This window comes from Aequorivita sp. Q41 (genome assembly GCF_039831855.1).
Lineage (GTDB): Bacteria > Bacteroidota > Bacteroidia > Flavobacteriales > Flavobacteriaceae > Aequorivita.
This window is the reverse complement of sequence record NZ_JBDPMS010000001.1, coordinates 761,318-782,560: the sequence shown is the minus strand read 5'-3', so window position 1 is coordinate 782,560 and position 21,243 is coordinate 761,318. Positions and strand designations below refer to the sequence as shown.

General features: G+C 36.2%; 18 protein-coding genes. 4 read left to right on the top strand and 14 right to left on the bottom strand.

The features are described from left to right. Positions 1-132 precede the first annotated feature (132 nt). The gene (locus tag ABJ955_RS03625; RefSeq protein WP_347374357.1) at positions 133-324 is read left to right on the top strand and encodes a hypothetical protein; all 192 of its coding nucleotides are present in this window, start codon (positions 133-135) and stop codon (positions 322-324) included. A 65-nt stretch (positions 325-389) separates the two neighbouring features. Here the strand turns inward: ABJ955_RS03625 and fabD are convergent, their stop codons facing one another. The 3 genes from fabD to ABJ955_RS03610 are packed head-to-tail and all read right to left on the bottom strand — an operon-like array spanning position 390 to position 2,219. Further along, the gene (gene fabD, locus ABJ955_RS03620; RefSeq protein ID WP_347373239.1) at positions 390-1,271 is read right to left on the bottom strand and encodes an ACP S-malonyltransferase; all 882 of its coding nucleotides are present in this window, start codon (positions 1,269-1,271) and stop codon (positions 390-392) included. A gap of 28 nt (positions 1,272-1,299) precedes the next feature. Further along, a complete protein-coding gene (locus ABJ955_RS03615) occupies positions 1,300-1,785 on the bottom strand; it encodes a dihydrofolate reductase (RefSeq protein WP_347373238.1) in 486 nt (161 codons plus the stop codon). Continuing rightward, the gene (locus tag ABJ955_RS03610) at positions 1,782-2,219 is read right to left on the bottom strand and encodes a 2TM domain-containing protein (protein ID WP_347373237.1); all 438 of its coding nucleotides are present in this window, start codon (positions 2,217-2,219) and stop codon (positions 1,782-1,784) included. Before ABJ955_RS03610 ends, ABJ955_RS03615 begins: the two co-directional genes overlap by 4 nt. Before the next feature lie 88 nt (positions 2,220-2,307). On the opposite strand from ABJ955_RS03610, the gene ABJ955_RS03605 reads away from it, so the two are divergent. Then, the gene (locus ABJ955_RS03605) at positions 2,308-3,387 is read left to right on the top strand and encodes an aminotransferase class V-fold PLP-dependent enzyme (protein WP_347373236.1); all 1,080 of its coding nucleotides are present in this window, start codon (positions 2,308-2,310) and stop codon (positions 3,385-3,387) included. A 4-nt stretch (positions 3,388-3,391) separates the two neighbouring features. Here the strand turns inward: ABJ955_RS03605 and ABJ955_RS03600 are convergent, their stop codons facing one another. The 8 genes from ABJ955_RS03600 to ABJ955_RS03565 all read right to left on the bottom strand — a co-directional run bounded on the left by ABJ955_RS03600 (position 3,392) and on the right by ABJ955_RS03565 (position 11,411). Next, positions 3,392-4,363 (bottom strand): L-histidine N(alpha)-methyltransferase, encoded by a 972-nt coding sequence (locus ABJ955_RS03600; protein WP_347373235.1) that lies wholly within the window; start codon positions 4,361-4,363, stop codon positions 3,392-3,394. Between the two features lie 16 nt (positions 4,364-4,379). Further along, a complete protein-coding gene (gene egtB / locus ABJ955_RS03595) occupies positions 4,380-5,543 on the bottom strand; it encodes an ergothioneine biosynthesis protein EgtB (protein WP_347373234.1) in 1,164 nt (387 codons plus the stop codon). 121 nt (positions 5,544-5,664) lie between these two features. Beyond that, the gene (locus ABJ955_RS03590; RefSeq protein ID WP_347373233.1) at positions 5,665-6,099 is read right to left on the bottom strand and encodes an energy transducer TonB; all 435 of its coding nucleotides are present in this window, start codon (positions 6,097-6,099) and stop codon (positions 5,665-5,667) included. Between the two features lie 14 nt (positions 6,100-6,113). After that, positions 6,114-6,938 carry a thymidylate synthase gene (locus ABJ955_RS03585; RefSeq protein WP_347373232.1) on the bottom strand — a complete coding sequence of 275 codons (825 nt, stop codon included), beginning with the start codon at positions 6,936-6,938 and terminating at the stop codon, positions 6,114-6,116. Between the two features lie 100 nt (positions 6,939-7,038). Beyond that, positions 7,039-8,796, bottom strand: a complete 1,758-nt coding sequence (locus ABJ955_RS03580; RefSeq protein ID WP_347373231.1) for a nucleoside transporter C-terminal domain-containing protein — start codon at positions 8,794-8,796, stop codon at positions 7,039-7,041. Positions 8,797-8,838: 42 nt separating this feature from the next. Continuing rightward, entirely contained in the window at positions 8,839-9,462 is a 624-nt protein-coding gene (locus ABJ955_RS03575; protein ID WP_347373230.1) for a bifunctional nuclease family protein, read from the bottom strand. A 145-nt stretch (positions 9,463-9,607) separates the two neighbouring features. Then, the gene (locus ABJ955_RS03570; RefSeq protein WP_347373229.1) at positions 9,608-10,576 is read right to left on the bottom strand and encodes an electron transfer flavoprotein subunit alpha/FixB family protein; all 969 of its coding nucleotides are present in this window, start codon (positions 10,574-10,576) and stop codon (positions 9,608-9,610) included. Positions 10,577-10,670: 94 nt separating this feature from the next. After that, complete coding sequence (locus ABJ955_RS03565; protein ID WP_347373228.1) at positions 10,671-11,411, bottom strand: electron transfer flavoprotein subunit beta/FixA family protein; 741 nt, start codon at positions 11,409-11,411, stop codon at positions 10,671-10,673. A gap of 219 nt (positions 11,412-11,630) precedes the next feature. Here ABJ955_RS03565 and ABJ955_RS03560 point away from each other — a divergent pair, with 219 nt between their 5' ends. Together ABJ955_RS03560 and ABJ955_RS03555 are read left to right on the top strand one after the other, a co-directional pair. Then, entirely contained in the window at positions 11,631-12,611 is a 981-nt protein-coding gene (locus ABJ955_RS03560) for a pyruvate dehydrogenase complex E1 component subunit beta (RefSeq protein ID WP_347373227.1), read from the top strand. A gap of 39 nt (positions 12,612-12,650) precedes the next feature. Beyond that, entirely contained in the window at positions 12,651-15,143 is a 2,493-nt protein-coding gene (locus tag ABJ955_RS03555) for a DUF5686 family protein (RefSeq protein ID WP_347373226.1), read from the top strand. Between the two features lie 296 nt (positions 15,144-15,439). On the opposite strand, the gene ABJ955_RS03550 is transcribed toward ABJ955_RS03555, so the two are convergent. The 3 genes from ABJ955_RS03550 to ABJ955_RS03540 form a co-directional block, all read right to left on the bottom strand. Then, the gene (locus ABJ955_RS03550) at positions 15,440-17,374 is read right to left on the bottom strand and encodes an OmpA family protein (RefSeq protein ID WP_347373225.1); all 1,935 of its coding nucleotides are present in this window, start codon (positions 17,372-17,374) and stop codon (positions 15,440-15,442) included. Positions 17,375-17,385: 11 nt separating this feature from the next. Then, positions 17,386-18,318 carry a type IX secretion system membrane protein PorP/SprF gene (locus tag ABJ955_RS03545; RefSeq protein WP_347373224.1) on the bottom strand — a complete coding sequence of 311 codons (933 nt, stop codon included), beginning with the start codon at positions 18,316-18,318 and terminating at the stop codon, positions 17,386-17,388. A 51-nt stretch (positions 18,319-18,369) separates the two neighbouring features. After that, positions 18,370-21,243 (bottom strand): gliding motility-associated C-terminal domain-containing protein (locus ABJ955_RS03540; RefSeq protein WP_347373223.1); only part of this gene is annotated, 2,874 nt, incomplete at its 5' end.

Sequence of the window (21,243 nt, the reverse complement as noted above, 5' to 3'; positions counted from 1 at the left end):
GTTTAACCCATGTTTAACGTAAAATATTTGGTATTGGCTTTAATCCTTTGTTTCTTTGCACGCTAATAGTACTCTGTACTTTCGCTTTATAAAACTATGTTTTAGGGGCCAAAGGGGGTCAAAAAAACAATGATGAAGTTAGTTTCAGTGAAACGACAAACAAAAACAGAAAAACGATTTACAGAAAAAATGGGTATGTTCACTACAAGTGTGATCTACATTAAAAAAACATTTTTAAATGTTCCTTTTAAAACCCTTCACAAATACCGAGAAACCTATTATGGAGAGGTGAAAGATTGTGAGGATTGCGCGATAAGTGCATAAAGAACAGGTATAAAACTAAAAAAGCCGAATGATAATTATCATTCGGCTTTTTTTTGAATTAATTTTTAAAGCTCTGCTTTTTCAGTTTCCACAGTATTATCAATCTTTTTCACCAATCCTTGCAAAACATTTCCTGGACCAACTTCAATGAATTTAGTAGCACCGTCCTTTATCATATTTTGGATGCTTTGCGTCCATTTAACGGGGGCGGTAAGTTGAAAAATTAGGTTTTTCTTTATTTCAGAAGGGGCTGTTACTGCAAAGGTAGATACGTTTTGGTATATTGGACACGCAGGTTCTGAAAATTGCGTAGCTTCAATGGCAGCGGCTAATTCTTCTCGTGCTGGCTCCATTAAAGGGCTGTGAAATGCCCCGCCAACAGGTAATATTAATGCGCGACGCGCTCCAGCTTCTTTTAAGTTTTCACAGGCTTTGCCAACGGCTTCAGTTGCACCAGAAATTACAAGTTGTCCTGGACAATTATAATTTGCAGCTACCACAATTCCTGGGGTGTCAGCACAGATTGCTTCTACTAAATGATCGTCTAAGCCTAATACTGCTGCCATTGTTGAAGGAGTTACCTCGCACGCTTTTTGCATGGCTAAGGCACGTTTGTATACCAACTGCAATCCATCACTAAAGGCGAGTGTTCTATTTGCAACCAAAGCAGAAATTTCTCCTAATGAATGTCCTGCAACCATAGCTGGCTGAAATTTGCTACCCATTACTTCAGCTAAAATGGTGGAATGTAAAAATATTGCAGGTTGTGTAACTTTGGTTTCCTTCAATTCGTCAGCGGTACCTTCAAACATTATTTTGGTAATATCAAAGCTTAAAACTTCATTTGCTTCTTGAAATAATTCTTTTGCCTTTGAAGAGTTTTCATATAGGTCTTTACCCATTCCTGTAAATTGTGCACCCTGACCTGGGAATATATATGCTTTCATGCTATGTTTTTTTAAGAAAAATTATTTTTTATTTGCGAATCCATGTTTCGTAAGTGAAACTATAGTTGTGTTTATCGTCTTTTTCATGCGTTGTTTCTGAAATAAGCTGCCATTCTTCCTTAGAAAATTCAGGAAAAAAAGTATCAGCCTCCTCAAATGTACTATGAACCCGAGTAAGTTCAATCTTATCAGCAATGGGGAGGCCCATTTTGTAAATTTCGCCGCCCCCAATTATAAAAGGATGGGGGGCCTTAGCTGCTAATTGCAATGCTTCTTCCATTGCGTGAGCAATCAGGATGTCCCCTTTTTTGTACGTTTTATTGCGGGTAATTATAATATGCGTTCTGTTGGGGAGTGGCCGTGGGAAGCTTTCAAAAGTCTTCCTCCCCATAATTATATGGTGGCCTGTTGTAAGTTGCTTAAAACGTTTAAAATCGTCTGGCAAATGCCATAACAAATCATTGTCCTTGCCTAATTCATTGTTTTCGCCAGCGGCGGCAATCATTGTAATCATTCTACATCTGGGGGTAAAGGGTTATTAAGTTCGTTGCTTTTTGTAGTATTTGTTGGTGTTGTAGGTAATTGTAATTCATTGTCAACTTTTTGTTGTAATTGTGCAATTCGTTCGGCTTGTCTTGCTTTAAGCTTTTCCAATTGGCGGTCTTCCCATTCTTTATCCATGAATTTATTCATCACAAAAACATTAAAAAGATGGATTAAAAATATAAATGTCCAAATTAAAATCGCCCAAATAAACCAATCTTTTATAAAAAAATCATTGCCATACCCCAAAAGTGGGTTGATAATAATAAGTAGCACAGATCCTACTAAAAAGAGGATGAAATGCCTCATTAAACTTTTTTTCTGTGCAATGCGCTTACGTGCGTATTCATATTGCTCACGCTGCTCAGCGTCAATTCTTTCGGTTTTTTTAGCTTTTGAAAACATAGTTAAGTATTTTCGTTGAAGATTCTACAATTAACTGTAGAATCAGTATTGTAAAAATACCTAATTTTCGCCATTTTGGCCATTTACTATGGAAGAAATAAGAAATCATTTTCCCGCTTTATCCTCATGTACTTATCTTAATACTGCTTCAAATGGTGTGATTCCCAGACCTATAATAGCATGGCGCCACCAGCACGATTTAAATTTAATGAATCATGCTAGTGTTTTTCGCGATGAGCATAAAAGGCATATTGAGCAAATTAGAATGACTGTAGCTAATTTTTTTGATGCATCTGCCACAGAAACAGCCTTGGTGCCTAATTTTTCATTTGGAATAAATACAGTGTTGGAAGGGCTTCCAAAAGGTCAAAAAATTCTATTATTAAAAAATGACTATCCTTCTTTGGGCTGGCCTGTTGAAACACGTGATTTTAGGGTGTGTTATGCAGAAATAGACGAAAATTTAGAAAGTAATATTGAAGCTGCAGTTGCCAAACATGCCCCAGATATATTTATGTTTAGTGTTGTGCAATGGCTAAACGGAATTAAAATTGATTTAGATTTTTTAAAAAAATTAAAAAGCCAAAACCCCAATATGCTTCTCATTGCAGATGGCACGCAATACCTAGGAACCGAAAAATTTAGTTTTAAAGATACTGCAATTGATGTTTTGGGCGCTAGTGCCTATAAATGGCTTACTGCGGGTTATGGCAATGGATTTATAATGATAAAAGAAGCTGCGCGAGCTCGGATATTTCCAAAAACCTTAGGATTTAATTCTGCTGAAAAATTTGAAAGTAAACCAATTGAAACCGCCTTTATGAAACATTTTGAACCAGGCCATCAAGACACTTTGAATTACGGTAGCTTGGAGCAGGCAATTTTATTTCAACAAAAATTAGGGGTAGATAAAATTTACCATGCAATAGCAACACTTGCAGAGAAAGCAAAGAATAATTTTGCTGAAATGGGACTTTTAAAAAAAAACACCTTGCTTCGTGAAAAACATAGTTCCATTTTTAATTTAAAAGGAGATATGGAATTATTTCAAAAACTACGTGATAATAATATAATATGTTCGCCTCGTGGTGGAGGTATTAGAGTTAGTTTTCATTATTATAATACTGAAAATGAGCTAGAATATTTATTGACTATTTTAAAAAGATAGGCTTTTATTCTTTTCTGAAAACGTAATTTTTATAGTAGCCTTTCGCATCCGTGAATGAAGTTTCTATTCTTAGGCCAGCTTGTGCTGCAAGCCAACGAACTGTTTTATCGTCATACTTCTGCGAAATCTCCGTGTGGATAGTTTCCCAGGGATCAAAACGTATGGTAAGTCCCAATTTTTGGATACTTACTTCCATAGCTTCCGTTGCTACTAAAAAACTTTTGGCTGTTCCAGTTTCAGGGTCGTAAACTTCCCAATGGTTAAATTTAGCTTCTTCAAAATTCCCTGCTAACTCGCGATTAATTCGTGTTAAAATATTTTTATTGAATGCTGCTGTAATTCCAGTGTCATCATTGTAAGCATTTAAGATGGTTTGTGGATTCTTTTTTTGGTCGAACCCCATAAAAAGTAAATCGTCAGAAAGCATTGTGTCTTTAAGTTTTGAAAGAAATTCAATTGCTTTTGGGTGTTTTAAATTGCCAATATTACTACCCAAGACCATGATTACTTTTTTGCGTTTGTTGAAGCCTTTCAGCCTATCTAGAACTTCAAAATATTCACCAGCTTCAGCATCAACGTTTAGAGTTGGCATTTCATCAGCTAGATTATTAGACAGCATTTCTACAGCATTCTCACTAATATCAATAGGTTTGTATATAAAGTTGAAATCATTTTCTGCCATATACTTCAGCAATACTTTTGTCTTTTTTCCATCTCCTGCACCTAATTCAATTAGGTCTAGCCCATTTTTACGATCCCGAAAAAGCTCGCCTATGGTTTTTGTATTCGACGAAATAATTTGATATTCACAACCAGTAAGATAATACGATGGCATAGCCATAATATCCTGAAAAAGGCGATCCCCTTTTTTATCATAAAAGTATTTTGACGAAAGGAATTTGGGAAATGAAGACAGCCCTTTAAAAACTTCGTTTTTAAAAGTTGTATCTAATTGAGGTTTTGTTTTAATTTCCATAAACGCTTTGTCGTAATTATTTGGCCAACCTTAACCCAGTAAATTGCCATCTTAAATTTGTTTGAAAAAAATTTCGGTAGGTAGGTCGTGTATGTAAGTTGGGTGTAGCAACAGAACCGCCGCGAAGTACTTTTTGGTTCACCATAAATTTTCCATTGTACTCTCCAATTGCGCCAGGCGCTTTGGTGTATTTTGGGTAGGGGAGGTAGGCACTTTCTGTCCATTCCCATCGAGATCCCCATTTGAATTTCTTTTGTGCTATTTCCCATTCAAATTCTGTGGGAAGACGACACCCTTTCCATTGGGCATATGCGAATGCTTCAAAATAGGAAATATGTGATACGGCTGCGTTTAAATTTATTTTTTGAAGTCCAGCTAAAGTATATTGGTGCCATTCGCCATCTATTAAATGCCAATACAGTGGGGCGGTAATATTATTCTGTTTTACCCAATCCAAGCCTTCCGCATGCCAAAGGTTGAAATCTTTATAGCCATTAGCATTTATAAAATCAAGAAATTCGGCGTTGGTAACGAGTTTGTTTGAAATTTTATAATCCGGAAGGTATACCTTATGACGGTTTAATTCATTGTCATAACAGAACTCTTCGGGCTTGTTGTGGCCAATTTCATAAACCCCCTCTTGTATTGAAATCCATTCTTGTGCAAAATTTTGAATTGGATTTTCAGAAAATGAATCAGTGTATTTAGGAAGCAGCGGATTGTTCCCTAAAATGTATTTTATATCTGTTAAAAGAAGTTCTTGGTGTTGTTTTTCATGATGTATACCTATTATTAAAATTTCTTGTATAGCTTCAGAAATTTCATCTAAAAGAAATTTTTTTAATTCATTTGTTACATACTTACGGTATTCATAAACTTTTGCCACACTTGGCCTGGAAAGGTTTCCGCGATCATTTCTAATTACACGTTTTCCAATGTTTTCATAATAACTATTGAAAACAAATGCAAAATCCTCATGAAATAATTTATAACCTGGCTTATGTGGTTTTAAAATAAATTCCTCAAAAAACCATGTTGTGTGGCCAAGATGCCATTTAGGAGGGGAAACATCTACAATGGGCTGGACAACGTAATCTTCAATCTCCAGCGGTTTGCAAATATTTTCGGTATGTTGGCGGGTTTCACTAAAAAATGAAACCAATGTAGCAATTGCAGTCATAAAAAAAGTGTCGTATTTTGACGACACTTTAAATATAATTATTAAAATTGTTGAAGGCTCTTATAATTGCGTTAAACAGTTGTTAAACTAGGGTTAGCGCATTAAAAAAACACAAAAAATGTTATTTCCCAGTTTTAAATGGGATGTTTACAGTCATTTTAATTGCTCGGGGTTTACCGCCCATCATTCCTGGTTTTGCCATTTTTGGGATAGACAAAATATTTCTTTTTGCCTCTTCTTGTAATAGTTTAGTTGCCCCATACACTTTGTCTATTTCCACAATTCCTTTTTCATTAACAACAAACTCTATAGTTACTTTTCCTTCTTCATTCTTCTTGTATGCTTCGGCTGGATATTTAAAGTTTTTAGCAATATGTGTAGCTAATTTCTGATTGAAACACGCATCTCGTTGTGCAACGTTACCACTCTCACAACCAGGCCAGATAGGGCTAATTTCTTTTAAAGTTACCTTATTTTTATTTACATTTCCCCATTCTTTTTGCGCGAAAAGGGTTGAAGTAAAAAGGATGCAAAGCGCAAAAATTAGATTTTTCATAATGTTTTTTTTGTTTAAATGGCAACAGCGCCTTTAATATGCGGGTGGGGATTATACTCCACAAGGGTAAAATCATCAAAAGTGAAGCCAAATATATCTTTTACATCTGGATTGAGCAACATTTTTGGTAACGTACGTGTTTCTCGAGTAAGCTGAAGTTCAACTTGTTTGTAATGGTTGCTGTAAATATGGGCATCTCCAAAGGTATGAATAAAATCTCCTGCTTGGTACCCACAAACTTGCGCAACCATCATTGTTAATAAAGCATAGGAGGCGATATTGAAAGGAACGCCTAGGAAGATATCAGCGCTTCGTTGGTATAATTGGCACGATAATTTGCCATTGGCAACATAAAACTGGAAGAAAGCATGGCAGGGTGGAAGAGCGGCTTTTCCATTTGCTACATTCTCAGCAAAAGGTTTTGAAGTGTTGGGCATAACACTTGGATTCCATGCGCTTACAAGCATTCTGCGGCTATCTGGGTTTTTTTTAAGTGTTTCAATTATTTCTGAAATCTGATCTATTTCTTCGCTGTTCCAATTTCTCCATTGGTGGCCATAAACCGGCCCTAAATCACCATTTTTATCTGCCCATTCATTCCATATACGAACTCCGTTTTCTTGTAGGTACTTTATGTTAGTATCTCCATTTAAAAACCATAGAAGTTCGTAAACAATTGATTTTAAGTGAAGTTTTTTGGTGGTAATCATCGGAAAACCTTCACTGAGATCAAATCGCATTTGGTAGCCAAAAACACTTTTGGTGCCAGTACCAGTGCGGTCTTGTTTTTCAGTTCCGTTTTCGAGTACGTGTTTTAAGAGGTCGTGGTATTGCTTCATATGCCATCGCTTTTTAGAGTTTTCTAAAATAGAGAAATCACATTAAGAGAACGCATGCGTTGCCTATATTATTTAAAAAGTTATTAACTACACTAAATAACTATCCAATAATCATCCCAGCAATTGTAGCAGAAATTAGTGAAGCTATTGTTCCGCCTATCAACGCTTTCATTCCAAATTTTGAAAGCACTTTACGTTGTCCTGGTGCTAAAGAACCAATTCCGCCAATTTGAATCCCAATAGAAGCAAAATTTGCAAAACCACAAAGCATATAGGTGGCCATAATGATGCTTTTTTCGTAATTTAAATGCAAGTCATTTGTTGCATTTTTAAGTTCTGCTAGCTGAATATAGCCTACAAATTCACTTGCGGCAAGTTTGATTCCTAACAGTTGTCCCATCATCATCATATCTTCTTTTGCTACACCTATTAACCACATTAAAGGGGCGAAAATAGTACCCAGAATAAATTCAAGTGAAAGCCCATCGTAGGTAGAATTTTTTGCAATAAATTCATTAAGCGACATAAAATGCCAGTCAATATTTAGAAACGCGATTGAAAATCCGTCAAAGCTGGCTATGGTGCCTAAAATACCGTTTAGCATTGCAATAAATGCAACAAAAACCAAAAGCATGGCACCTACATTTACAGCGAGTTTTAGTCCTTCTGTAGTTCCATTGGCAATAGCATCTAGAATGTTTGAGCCAATTTTTTCAGAAGAAACTTTTACATCTGTATTTATAGATTCTGTTTGTGGATATAGAATTTTTGATATTACAATTGCCCCAGGAGCTGCCATAACCGAAGCTGCTAAAAGGTGTTTTGCAAAGGTTAATCTTAAAACAGGATCGTCGCCACCCAAAAATCCAATATAGGCTGCAAGTACTGCTCCGGCTACAGTTGCCATTCCGCCAATCATAACAAGAAGCATTTCGCTTTTGTTCATTTTCTCTAAATAGGCTTTAATTAGAAGTGGTGCTTCCGTCTGTCCTAAAAATATATTTCCTGCAACACTTAAGCTTTCAGCGCCAGAAATTTTTAATGTTTTGGTTAAAAGCCAAGCCATTATTTTTACAATCTTTTGTATGATTCCTAAATAAAATAAAACGGAGGTTAAGGCTGAAAAGAAAATGATGGTTGGTAAAACCTGAAAAGCAAAAATAAAACCGAAGGTATCCATATCTACAACTAAGCCTTCAAAAAGAAACTTGCTTCCAGCTTGTGTAAATTCAAGAACGCTAACGAAAATTTGCCCAATGCCTTCAAAAATATTTTGAACAAAAGAAACTTTTAATACGCCTATAGCAATGATTAATTGAAAAGCCAGTCCTAAGCCTACAGTTTTCCAGTTTATTGCATTTCTATTTGCACTAAAAAGAAATGCAATAAATAATAAAGAGAACATTCCTAATGCACCACGCCACAGACTTTGCATTGAAAATCCTTGGCTTGGCATAATATCTGAAGCTTTTGTAACAGTGGTTAATGTGGGGGCAACTTCAGCTTTGGGGATGATTAAATTGTATTTAAAATTATTTTCTGAAAGCGTGAGTGAGGTGTCTGTAACGGTTGCCACACGAAACCTTCTAATGCTGTCCTTTGGGGTGTTAAAGAAAAGGACTAATAAGTTATTTTGTAATAAATAATCGCCACTGGATTTTATGCTGTCGTGTGCGGTTATTTGATATTCGAACGAACCGTTTTCGAGTTTTAGAAAATCTTTTTCTGGGTTTATTTGAAATAAGGAAAGTCCAGTTTCGTCTTTTATATCTAAAAATAGCCACGTTTTTTCAATGCTTTGACCAAACATATTTCCGAAGAAAAGAAAAATTATTGCGGCAAATAGTATTTTTTGCATAAAATAGTTATAATTATCTTCTTTCAATTATTTTAAACGAAGCTACTGTCTTTTTGATATTTCATCACGAACGCTTGCAGCTTTTTCGTAATTTTCATTATTCACAGCTTCATCTAGCATTTTATTTAGTTGATTTAAACTAAACTTGCTATAATCTTCACTGGTAGGTTTTACAGATTCTTTATCTTCTCCTAAAATTAAATTTTCTATTACGGTTTCTTCTTTTTTTGAGAGGTTTTTTTTGGAAGTTGGTGTTTTTAAATAAATCCCAGCTTTGTCTAAAATGTTTTTATATGTAAAAATTGGAGCTTTAAACCGAAGTGCTAATGCTATGGCATCACTGGTTCGGGCATCAATTATTTCTTCAATTTTGTCGCATTCACAGATAATGCTGGAATAAAAAACACCGTCTACTAATTTGTGAATTATTATTTGCTTTACGACTATTTGAAAGCGGTCTGCAAAGTTTTTAAAAAGATCGTGTGTAAGTGGTCTTGGAGGTGTTATTTCTTTTTCGAGTGCAATAGCTATCGATTGCGCTTCAAAAGCTCCGATTACAATAGGTAGTTTGCGGTCGCCGTCCACTTCATTTAAAATAAGTGCGTACGCGCCATTTTGTGTTTGGCTGTATGAAATTCCTTTTATAGTAAGTTTTACTAAACTCATTTTTCAACAATCAATAGTCAGTAGTTAAGCGCTCTGTTCAGATAAACAGTGGGTTATAAAAATAACAAATAAAAAAATAAGCTGTTTAAACGAGGGTGTTTCCTTATTTAAACAGCCTTTATTTCAGGCACAAATTAATAAAAAATTATGCGTTCTGCGCTTTAAATTCTTTTAATTTTTCGATGAGTTTTGGTACAACCTCAAAAGCATCACCAACAATACCGTAGTCTGCAGCTTTAAAGAAAGGAGCTTCAGGATCGTTATTAATTACAACTTTTACTTTTGAAGCGTTGATACCAGCCAAATGCTGAATAGCTCCAGAAATACCAATGGCAATATACAGATTAGAAGCTACAGGCTTACCAGTTTGCCCAACGTGCTCGCTATGTGGTCTCCAGCCTAAATCGCTCACAGGTTTTGAACATGCTGTAGCAGCGCCCAAAGTTTTTGCCAACTCTTCAATCATTCCCCAGTTTTCAGGACCTTTAAGTCCGCGACCGCCAGAAACAACTACTTCCGCATCGGCTATGGTTACTTTATCGGTTGCTTTGTCTACGGAAATAACTTCCATATTAAAATCGTGTGCATCTAAGCTTGGAGAAAATGCTTCCGAAGTTGCTGAAGTTTCATTCTCCTTTAAGCCGTAGGAATTTTTTCCTAAACCAATAATTTTTCTATCGGTGGTAATTTCAGTTATTGCGAATGCTTTGTTTGTAAAAACATTGTGCTTAACCTTAAATGGTGAAGTGCTTTCAGGCAAACCAACTGCGTTTGGCACAAAGCCCGCTTCCAAATTTACCGCTAATAGTGGTGCTAAAAACTTGCTGTTTGCGCTTGAAGTCATTACAATTACTTTAGCGTCTTCTGCTTTAGCAGCTTGTGCTACAACGTATGCATAGGCCTCAGCGTTAAACTTGCTTAATTTGTCATTAGAAACCTGCAATACTTTTGAAGCACCGTATTTTCCTAATTCTGAAGTACCATTTGCATTTATGCTAACCGCAGTAACCGAAGTCCCCATTTGGTCCGCAATTCCTTTTGCATACGAAACGGCTTCTAGGGCTATTTTCTTAATTTTTCCTTCTTCTGATTCTGTATATACTAAAACTGACATTAGATTTACGATTTTAGATTTACGATTTTTAGACTGATTATTGTTTTCGTAAATTATTGTTATTATTTAAAATTGTGGTTGGCCGATTATGGTATTATATAACTTTCGCTTCGTTGTGCAAAAGACTCACCAATTCGTCTACATTATCAACCAATTTAACACTTCCTTTTGGAGCTGGTTTTTCAAAAGAAACCGTGTTGGTTTCTGAATCTGAAGCAATAGGTTCCTTTACATTAAGTGGTTTTGAACGCGCTTGCATAATACCACGCATGTTTGGAATGCGTAAATCGCTTTCTTCTACCAAACCTTTTTGACCGCCAATAACTAATGGAAGCGAGGTTTTTAAAGTTTCTTTTCCACCGTCAATTTCTCGAATTGCAGTTGCGTTATCGCCTTCTACTTCAAGACCAATACATGTATTTACGAAATTTGCTCCAATAAGTTTTGCAACCATTCCTGGAACCATGCCGCCGTTGTAATCTATGGATTCACGACCACCAATTACTAAATTGTATCCACCTTCTTTTACAACATTTGCAAGTTGTTTTGCAACAGAATATCCGTCGGTGGCAGGAGTATTTATACGTATTGCTTCATCTGCGCCAATTGCCAAGGCTTTGCGTAAGGTTGGCTCCGTTTCTGCGCCACCAACATTAATTACATGTACTGTTGCTCCTTGTTTTTCCTTAAACCACATAGCGCGTGTAAGCCCAAATTCATCATTTGGATTTATAACAAATTGAACGCCATTTGTGTCAAATTTTGTGTCGCCGTCGGTGAAGTTAATTTTTGAAGTTGTGTCCGGTACGTGACTAATACAGACTAATATTTTCATTTTTTTGAATGTTTTTGGATTGTAAATTTTCAGCAAAAATAATGAGTTACATCTATTTAAGATTGCTTGCGGGCGAAGTTACGGATATATTTCTTTTTTTTATTATGCATGCATAATAAATTTAGGTTAAAAGTTAAAAAATAATACTAAACAGATTGGAATTATAGTATTTTTGCTATCCCTGAAAAATTTCAGTTATTTACATTTCAATTTAGACAGATGAAAACATTACAATTCAGAGAAGCCATACAGGAAGCGATGAGCGAAGAAATGCGTCGCGATGAATCCATATATTTAATGGGCGAGGAAGTAGCCGAATACAACGGTGCTTATAAAGCCAGTAAAGGAATGCTAGACGAGTTTGGCGCAAAACGCATAATAGATACCCCAATTTCCGAGATGGGTTTTTCGGGTATTGGAGTGGGCTCAGCAATGAACGGCAACAGACCGATTATTGAGTTTATGACCTTTAACTTTTCGTTGGTGGCGATAGATCAAATTATAAATAATGCTGCCAAAATGCGCCAGATGAGTGGAGGGCAGTTTAATATTCCTATCGTTTTTCGTGGGCCAACAGCTTCTGCTGGTCAACTTGCTGCGACACACAGCCAGGCTTTTGAAAGCTGGTATGCAAACTGTCCAGGGTTAAAAGTAGTTGTGCCAAGTAATCCTGCCGATGCAAAAGGCTTGCTTAAAAGTGCTATTCGCGATAATGATCCAGTTATTTTTATGGAAAGCGAACAAATGTATGGCGATAAAGGGGAGGTGCCAGAAGGAGAATATTTAATTCCTCTTGGTGTTGCTGATATTAAGAGAAAAGGAAAGGATGTAACTATTGTTTCCTTCGGAAAAATTATAAAAGAAGCTTATAAAGCAGCAGATACACTTTCAGAAGAAGGTATAGAATGCGAAATTATTGATTTACGCACAGTGCGACCAATGGATCAAGAAGCTATTCTTGAGTCTGTTAAAAAAACAAACCGACTTGTAATTCTTGAAGAAGCATGGCCATTTGGAAACATAGCTACCGAAATTACATATATGGTACAAAACAAAGCTTTTGATTATTTAGACGCGCCAATCATAAAAATAAATACAGCTGATACACCCGCGCCATATTCTCCAGCTTTATTACAGGAATGGTTGCCTAATAGTGAAGATGTTGTTAAGGCTGTAAAGAAAGTGCTTTATAGAGACTAATTTTATACACTTTACTAAATATTAGTTACCAGTTATTTTATGAAGCACTTCCTTTTATCTTTTTTTATAGTTATTAGTGCTTCGGTATATTCTCAAACCAAAGTGAGTGGCGTTATTACGGATGCTACTGGGTATCCTGTTTCTTTCGCGAATGTTATTTTTAAAGACTCACAGGAAGGGACTATTTCTGATGAAAACGGACGTTTTTATTTAGAAAGTGATAAGACCTATAAAACTGTTATTTTTTCATTTATTGGGTACACTACGAAAGAAGTAGAGCTCGCTTCACGAAGTACGTATTCCATGGAAGTGCTTATGGAGGAAAGTGCTGATGCCTTAGATGAAGTGGTGGTTTATAGTGGAAAAACCTCAAAAAAGAATAATCCAGCAATAGATATTCTTCGGAAAATATGGGAAAATAGAAGAGAAAACGGTGTAAAAAAATTCAAACAGTATCAGTACGATAAGTACGAAAAGTTGGAATTCGATTTAAATACCATTGATAGTGCGCTTATAAAAAGCAAAATTTTCAAGGGGATGGAGTTCATTTTTGATCAGGTTGATACTTCAAATGTAACAGGAAATACCTACCTGCCTATTTTTATTAATGAAGCTGCTTCCAAAGTTTATGGTGACAATTCAATTAATGAAGAAAAGGAAGTTTTACAAGGGAATAAAAACTCAGGTTTTGAGAATAATCAAACCTTGATTGCTTTTGTAAAAGATCTTTATAGCGAGTATGATGTATATGATAATTACTTAAAATTTTTCGACAAAGCTTTTACAAGTCCGCTGTCTAGAACAGGGATAGATGTTTATAATTATGTACTTCAGGATAGTGCGTATCGGGACAATAAATGGTGTTATAACATTATTTATTACCCAAGGCGAAAAAACGAGCTTACCTTCAAAGGAAATTTTTGGGTTAACGATACTACTTGGGCAATTAAAGAAATAAGTCTTCAAGCCTCAAAAAGCGCGAATCTAAACTGGGTTCGCGACGTGTATATTGAGCAAGAGTTTGATGTGTTAAACGATTCTATTTTTCTTATAACTAGAGATTACTTTATGAGTGATTTCAGTTTTCGGAAAAAAGAAGAGGCTAAAGGGGTCTATGGAAAACGTACTACTCTATATGACAAATATGCTTTTGATATCCCTAAAGACAAAAAGTTTTACAACCAACAGGTAGATCCCTACAATTATGAAATCTACAATCGTCCGGATGATTTTTGGGAGATAAACCGGATGGAAAAACTTAGTAAGGATGAAACGGGGGTTTATAAGATGCTCGACACCCTTAAAACGGTTCCTAGGTTTAAAGCGCTTTATAATGTTGGAGCCACGCTCGCCAGTGGGTATTATGAAATAAATAATTTTGATATAGGTCCAGTATTTTCCATTTTTGGTTACAATGAAGCTGAAGGGTTACGTGTACGTTTAGGCGGTAGAACCTATTTTACTCAAAATGACCCGTGGCGTTTGGAGGTTTTTGGAGCTTATGGTTTTGGGGATGATCGTTTTAAATATGGCATTTCTGGAAAATGGCTTTTAGATAGAAAATCAAGGCTAACCGTTTTTGGCGGAAATCGGCGCGATGTAGAACAAACTGGAGCAAGTTTAACCAATAGTAATGATGTATTGGGCAGAAGCCTTGCGTCTTCTTCATTATTGTCTGTTGGAGCCAATGATAGGCTTTCACGAATAAATTTAAGTACCGTTGGTTTTGATATAGAACCATGGAAAAATTTTATTTTACGCTTAACAGGTTCCTATCGAACTTTAAAATCTGCTACTGAAACTTTTAGTATTGATTATAATGTTATGGAAGATGGGCTTTTTACAGGGGAAGTAAAAAGTGAATTAAAACAAGCTGAAATTCAACTAGGGTTTTTATATGCGCCAGGAAGAAAAACTTCTGGTTATGGCGTAGAGCAAACCGTTATTAATGAAGGCGATTTTCCATCGTTTTATGCGGGTTATAGTTATGGGTTAAAAGATGTAATGGGGGGTGATTTTGAATATAAAAAACTGCAAGCGCTTTATACACAACCCTGGAATATAGGTGGGCTTGGACGTCTGTTATCTACCGTTGAGGTAGGTAAAACTTTTGGCGCTGTTCCTTTAAGCCTTTTAAACCCTATTCCTGGGAACCAGACTTATTTTAGCCTTTACAATACCTTTTCACAATTGGATTATTATGAGTTTGTGAGTGATACCTATTCTTCGCTTCATTTGGAGCACAATTTTGGTGGACGTATTTTTTCTCGTATTCCATTATTGCGAAAACTAGACTTACGTGAAGTAGTTGGTTTTAGAGCAATTTATGGTGAAATTTCTGAGGAAAATATAGCTGTAAATGCTTCTAATATTGTGTATCAGGCACCTGAAGATATATACTGGGAATGGAGTGTTGGTGTAGGGAATATTTTCCGTGTTTTTAGATTAGATTTCAATTTCCGAGGTAATTACTTAGACAATCCCGATGCGCGAAGCTTCGGTATTACGGGTGAATTCGGATTTACATTTTAAGCTAGTTTCTTTCATTTTTAAGAATTATTTAATCGCTTAGTTTTCTTGTTGAAAAACAACTGGCTTTTTTTAGTTAAACGATGCTTCGTACAGCTTTTCTTGGCCCTTAGTAATTTGCTATACAGTTTAAAAGTACTTTTTATTTATTCTTATTAGGTAAATAATAATTTAATGTAGCTACTAATCTTTTTTTAATAGTGCATTGATGTAAAAAAATACCCAAACACGTTAGTAAGTGTTTGGGTAAAATTAGATTCGTCGTAGGATTTTAAAAATTAATCCTGATAAAAGTAGTTTTATCTTTTAATAATAACAAAATCAGATCTTCTGTTTACATCGTGTTGTTCATCAGAACATTTTACACCATCTGCACATTCATTAAGCAATCTACTTTCTCCGTAACCAATAGCACTTTCTATGCGCTCTTCAGCAATTCCTTGCGAGTAAAGGTACTGTTGTGTTGCCTTTGCTCTTTTGTCTGACAAAGAAAGGTTGTATGCTGCAGGCCCTCTAGAATCTGAATGAGACTCAATTTTTATGGTCATTTCTGGAATATCTCGCATCACTTCAGCTGCTTTATTTAATACAGCTGCTGCCGACTCAGTTATATCCGCTTTATTATAATCAAAGTAAATAGGATCCATCTTTATTTTCTCAACTCCTTTATCATCTTTTACAATGATATCTTCGTATTTATTTAATTCGAAATTTAATTCTGGAGTGTTTTCGCCATCAACGCTTCCTGTTGTTACAGTTTCAGTTTTGGCGATATATCCTTCTTTTGATGCTGTTACAGTTACGGTATTGTCGCAAGGTACTTTTACTTTATAGGTACCGTCTTCTTCGGCTTGTAATGTTTGAATTACAATATTTGTAGAATCTTTTACAGTAATCGTTGCATCAGAAAGTACATTTTTAGATAATTTATCTATAATTTTTCCTGAAATAAATTGATCGCATGGAAGTGGGGTTCTTGTGAAAAAATAAATATCATCATCTCCCTTTCCACCTTCTCTGTTTGATGATAAGTAACCAGAATTGCCATCTTCATTAAATATAATTGAAAAATCGTCATCGATTGTATTTACCACTTTACCAAGATTTTCTGGTTTAGTGAAGGTGCCTTCTTTGCTGTCAAACTTAGAAGCATAGTTGTCTATTCCACCAAAACCTAGGTGTCCATTTGATGAAAAATAAAGTTCTCCATCATGCATAGAAGGGAAAAAATCGTTTCCAGCAGTGTTAATTAGTGCACCAGCATTTTTTGGGGTAGAAAGTTTTCCGTCTTCAAAGATTTCACAATAATAGATGTCTGCTTCGCCATAACCTCCTGGCATATCACTAGCAAAAAACAAGTATTTACCGTCGCTCGTTACTGAAGGGTGCCCTGTTGAATAATCATTACTATTAAAAAAGAGTGTTTCCTTTCCAGTGATTTTTCCATCCTTATAGATTCCTTTATAAATGTTGAAGTTATTTTTTTGTTCATCATCTAACAACAATCTATTTTTATTTAAGGCGCTTGATGTGTAGTAAACTGTTTCGGAGTTAGGAACAAAAGCGATAGTGGCATCATGATATTTAGAGCTTATTTGCTGTCCGAAAAGTTGCGGATTAGCAAGTTGCCCAGTTTCAGTTTTAGTTGCTACATATTGGCTTAAGTAAGGCTGTTCATTCCAGTCATAAAGTTCTTTAGCTGCGCCAGGGCGTGCAGAAGAGAAAATTACTTCTTCACCTCTAATTACATTAACAAAATCTGAATATTTAGAATTTATATTCAAGTTTGAAACTGCATAACGAGAAGGCTCTTCGCTTTCATTCAAGGCTTTGAAAGCTGCTATTTCGTTTTTAAACTTCTCTATAGCTATAGTGTTTCCTGTTTTAGTTAGATAATCAAGATAAATTTCATCTGCTTTTTCATAATCTCTAACGCTTCTTAAGCTTCTTACGTACCTTGATAAATACGGTTCTTGAATAGTAGCGTCTGAAGCCATTGCTTTTTCATAAAAAGTTGCGGCCGCTCTCATTTTGTTTACAAAATAATTAGCGTCAGCGGCTTTTAGAAATGTTTCAGTTGAAGCTGTTCCGCCCTGCTCAAGTTTGTCTGAGTAGAGTTTTGCGGCCTCTGCGTATGCGTGGGCTTCGTATAGACGATCTGCTTTTCTTAGCTCTGCCTGTGAAAACGATTTACCCGATATGATCAATAAGGTGAAGAGTATTAATTTTTTCATCTTTTATAATTTTAAAAATATCGTGGTGAGTTTACTTTTTTATTTTTTTGTGGAATTGTATAACGTAATACAATTTCATGAGAACCTGAGTTGTAATCGCTCAGGTCTGTAAGTGTATAGTCATACGAGTAGCCTACGAAAAAACCTTTCATAAAATTAACTCCAGCTAGCCCACTTACAGAGTCTTCATATCTATAGGATGCTCCTAATGAAAACTGATCCATGATTAGGAAGTTTGCAGAAACATCAACTACAAAAGGTGTGTTTTGTACATATTTCGCAAGGAATGCTGGCTTAAATTTTAAAGATGGGCTTAATTCAAATACATACCCCCCGATTAGGTAGTACTGAATTTCTTCTTCAGCTACAGATTCTTCAATATCATCGTAATATTTATTGCTAATAAAATCTGGAACCGAAAGCCCTAAGTACCATTTTTCGGAATATAAATAAGCCCCAGCTCCTAATGCAGTAGTAAGCTTATTGTCTATGTTTTGGTTTAGTGGGTCGCCGCCTGGATTTTCAAAAGTACCTTTTGAGAAATCTACATTAAAAATTTTGGCTCCAGCTTTTAAACCAAGTCCAAGTTTTAATGTGGAGCTTACTTGCAAGGTGTATGAAAAGTTAGCATCTGCATACATTTCTTGTGCAGGGCCAATCTCATCGTTTTGAAGGTTTAGACCCAGTCCGATTTTTTCATTGCTAAGCGGACTGTGAATACCAAAATTTTGCGAGACTGGAGCGCCATCAATTCCTACCCATTGATCTCTATATGTAAGAACGGCATCAAGTGTTCCCATAGACCCTGTATAACCAGGGTTAATGCTCATAGTGTTGTACATATATTGCGTGTACTGTGGGTTTTGTTGCGCATATGAGGACATTGCTAATACGAGCGCCACGACCAGGCAATTAATGGTCTTTAAGGATATGTGTAGTTTCATAATGTTATTTTTGATTTTCTAATTCGGTTTTGTTAATGGGTTTGCCTGAGATTACTTTATTAAAAATAACCATCCATTTTTTGGTTTAGTTCCATCGCCGAGTTCTAAAATATAATAATAAGTATCTGATGGTAGTACCTCGTCTTTTTTAGTGTTACCCACATTTCCTATTCCGTTCCAGCTGTTATCATACTTTGCTTTTTCGTATACTAGACTTCCATATCTATTGAAAATCTTAATGGAGCTATTAGGGAAATTCTCTATACACGTTATTACAAAAGTATCGTTGATACCATCGTTGTTTGGAGAGAACTCATTAAATACAAATAGGCATAAAGGCTCTGTGTCTACTTCGGCAGTGTTGTTTGTGTCATCAGCATCCATAGGATCTGAAGTAGTTATTGTAGCAGAGTTTAAATAATCTCCTTGCCCAAGCACTTTAACCGTTACAGTAAGTATGGCTGTTTCTTCAGCAGGTAGAATAGCTATTGACCAGATACCAGTAGTAGGTACATAGGTTCCGATGCTAGTTGTAAAGTTTATAAGATCGTATCCTGAAGGAATTTGTTCTGAAACCTCTACATTGGTAAAGTCATTAGGTCCTAAATTGTGAACCGAAATGGTAAACACAACATTTTCTCCAACCATTGGTTCAGGAACATCAACAGTTTTTTCTATAGTTATATCTGCACAAACTACTACGGTTTCTGTGAAAACAGTATTGGTTCCGGTAGAACAATTTGCAACAGTATCATAACTAACGCTTACTGTAGTATTGTCTATTGAAGACCATTGTACAGTAATAAAATTATCTGTACTAGAACCTCCAGCAATAGCATCGCCACCAGTAACATTCCAAATATAATTTGTGTTTCCTGCTTCAGTAGTGTAAGTAATTACTGTGTTCAAGCATACTTCTCCAGTTGCATCTGAAGTAATTGTTGGATCGCTAGCGTTATTCAAGATAACAGTAACTTCTAATCTGCTTGAGCTTTCACATCCAGAAGCACCAGTTGCTGCAGCGTAATAAATGTTTCCATCTATTAGTGGATCCGTTAAGTTGTATGCGTTTCCATCTATTGGCGCATCATACCAAACAATATTTGTTCCTCTTACATTTAAGTTTGCTACTGTAGGATTGTTTACAGCACAAAATTCTTGTACATCGTCATCGGTAGTAGGAGTAGTAGAATCATTAATTGTAACTGAAACTACAAGTCTAACAGAGCTTTCACAACCAGAAGGGCCTGTAAGCGCTGCGTAATAAGTTGTTCCATCTATCAATAAATCTGTTGCAGTGTATGCATTTCCACCTATTGGAGCATCATACCAGATTACATTTGGTTCATTTACTTGAATATCAGCTACGGTTGGGGCATCTACTGCACAGAAATCTTGCGAATTGTCATCAGTAGTTGGGGTGTTTGTGTCACCTACAGTAACAGTTACTTCAAGTCTTGTGCTGCTTTCACAGCCATTTGTTCCAGTTGCTGCCGCATAATAAGTGTTCCCATCAATTAAAAGGTCAGTATTGTTATAAGCAGTTCCACCTGTTGGTGCGTCATACCAAGTAATATTTGGTTCGTTTACCTGAATATCACCTACTGTTGGCGCATCTACTGCACAGAAATCTTGAGTGCTATCGTCTGTTGTTGGTGTTGCCACGTCAGCAACAGTAACAGTAACTTCAAGTCTTGTTGCACTTTCACAACCATTTGTTCCGGTTGCAGCTGCATAATAAATATTGCCATCAATTAAAAGGTCAGTATTGTTATAAGCAGTTCCACCAGTTGGCGCGTTATACCAAGTAATGTTTGGTTCGTTTACCTGAATATCACCTACTGTTGGCGCATCTACTGCACAGAAGTCTTGAGTACTATCATCGGTAGTAGGGGTGGCAGTATCTTCGATTGTAACGGTTACTTCAAGTCTTACTGAGCTTTCACAGCCATTCGTTCCAGTTGCAGCCGCATAATAAATGTTGCCATCAATTAAAAGATCAGTATCGTTGTAAGCGGTTCCACCTGTTGGTGCGTCATACCAAGTAATGTTTGGTTCGTTTACTTGAATATCGCCTACTGTTGGCGCATCTACTGCACAGAAATCTTGGGTGCTATCGTCTGTTGTAGGGGTTGCTACGTCAGCAACAGTAACGGTTACTGCAAGTCTTATACTGCTTTCACAACCATTTGTTCCAGTTGCAGCCGCATAATAAATATTCCCATCAATTAAAAGATCAGTATCGTTGTAGGCAGTTCCACCAGTTGGTGCGTTATACCAAGTAATGTTTGGTTCGTTTACCTGAATATCACCTACTGTTGGGGTATCAACTGTACAGAAATCTTGTGTATCATCATCAGTTGTAGGGGTTGCCACGTCATCAACAGTAACAGTAACTGCAAGTCTCACTGAACTTTCACAACCATTTGTTCCTAATTGTGCTGCGTAATAAATATTTCCATCAATTAAAAGGTCAGTATCGTTGTAGGCAGTTCCACCTGTTGGCGCATCATACCAAGTAATATCTGTTTCGTTAACTTGAATGTCAGCTACCGTTGGAGGGGTGGTGGTACAAAAATCCTGTGTATCATCATTTGTTGTTGGCGTAGCTGTATCGTTGATAGTTACTTCTACTTCAAGTCTTACAGAACTTTCACAAGTATTCGCTCCTAATTGAGCAGCGTAATAGGTGGTTCCGTCTACTAAAAGATCGGTTGCGTTGTACGCATTTCCGCCTGTTGGCGCATCATACCAAGTAATATCCGTTTCGTTAACTTGAATGTCAGCTACTGTTGGTGCGTCTACCGCACAGAATTCTTGTGTATCATCTGTTGTTGTTGGTGTAGCAGTATCGTTGATAGTTACTTCTACTTCAAGTCTTACAGAACTTTCACAAGTATTCGCTCCTAATTGAGCAGCGTAATA

Excerpts from the sequence above, each read along its gene's own strand:
- ABJ955_RS03605 (WP_347373236.1), top strand. The coding sequence starts at position 2,308 with ATGGAAGAAATAAGAAATCATTTTCCCGCTTTATCCTCATGTACTTAT.
- ABJ955_RS03585 (WP_347373232.1), bottom strand. The coding sequence starts at position 6,938 with ATGAAGCAATACCACGACCTCTTAAAACACGTACTCGAAAACGGAACT.
- ABJ955_RS03570 (WP_347373229.1), bottom strand. The coding sequence starts at position 10,576 with ATGTCAGTTTTAGTATATACAGAATCAGAAGAAGGAAAAATTAAGAAA.
- ABJ955_RS03580 (WP_347373231.1), bottom strand. The coding sequence starts at position 8,796 with ATGCAAAAAATACTATTTGCCGCAATAATTTTTCTTTTCTTCGGAAAT.
- ABJ955_RS03600 (WP_347373235.1), bottom strand. The coding sequence starts at position 4,363 with ATGGAAATTAAAACAAAACCTCAATTAGATACAACTTTTAAAAACGAA.
- ABJ955_RS03565 (WP_347373228.1), bottom strand. The coding sequence starts at position 11,411 with ATGAAAATATTAGTCTGTATTAGTCACGTACCGGACACAACTTCAAAA.
- ABJ955_RS03560 (WP_347373227.1), top strand. The coding sequence starts at position 11,631 with ATGAAAACATTACAATTCAGAGAAGCCATACAGGAAGCGATGAGCGAA.
- fabD (WP_347373239.1), bottom strand. The coding sequence starts at position 1,271 with ATGAAAGCATATATATTCCCAGGTCAGGGTGCACAATTTACAGGAATG.
- ABJ955_RS03590 (WP_347373233.1), bottom strand. The coding sequence starts at position 6,099 with ATGAAAAATCTAATTTTTGCGCTTTGCATCCTTTTTACTTCAACCCTT.
- ABJ955_RS03610 (WP_347373237.1), bottom strand. The coding sequence starts at position 2,219 with ATGTTTTCAAAAGCTAAAAAAACCGAAAGAATTGACGCTGAGCAGCGT.
- ABJ955_RS03545 (WP_347373224.1), bottom strand. The coding sequence starts at position 18,318 with ATGAAACTACACATATCCTTAAAGACCATTAATTGCCTGGTCGTGGCG.
- ABJ955_RS03550 (WP_347373225.1), bottom strand. The coding sequence starts at position 17,374 with ATGAAAAAATTAATACTCTTCACCTTATTGATCATATCGGGTAAATCG.
- ABJ955_RS03555 (WP_347373226.1), top strand. The coding sequence starts at position 12,651 with ATGAAGCACTTCCTTTTATCTTTTTTTATAGTTATTAGTGCTTCGGTA.
- ABJ955_RS03625 (WP_347374357.1), top strand. The coding sequence starts at position 133 with ATGAAGTTAGTTTCAGTGAAACGACAAACAAAAACAGAAAAACGATTT.
- ABJ955_RS03615 (WP_347373238.1), bottom strand. The coding sequence starts at position 1,785 with ATGATTACAATGATTGCCGCCGCTGGCGAAAACAATGAATTAGGCAAG.
- ABJ955_RS03575 (WP_347373230.1), bottom strand. The coding sequence starts at position 9,462 with ATGAGTTTAGTAAAACTTACTATAAAAGGAATTTCATACAGCCAAACA.
- egtB (WP_347373234.1), bottom strand. The coding sequence starts at position 5,543 with ATGACTGCAATTGCTACATTGGTTTCATTTTTTAGTGAAACCCGCCAA.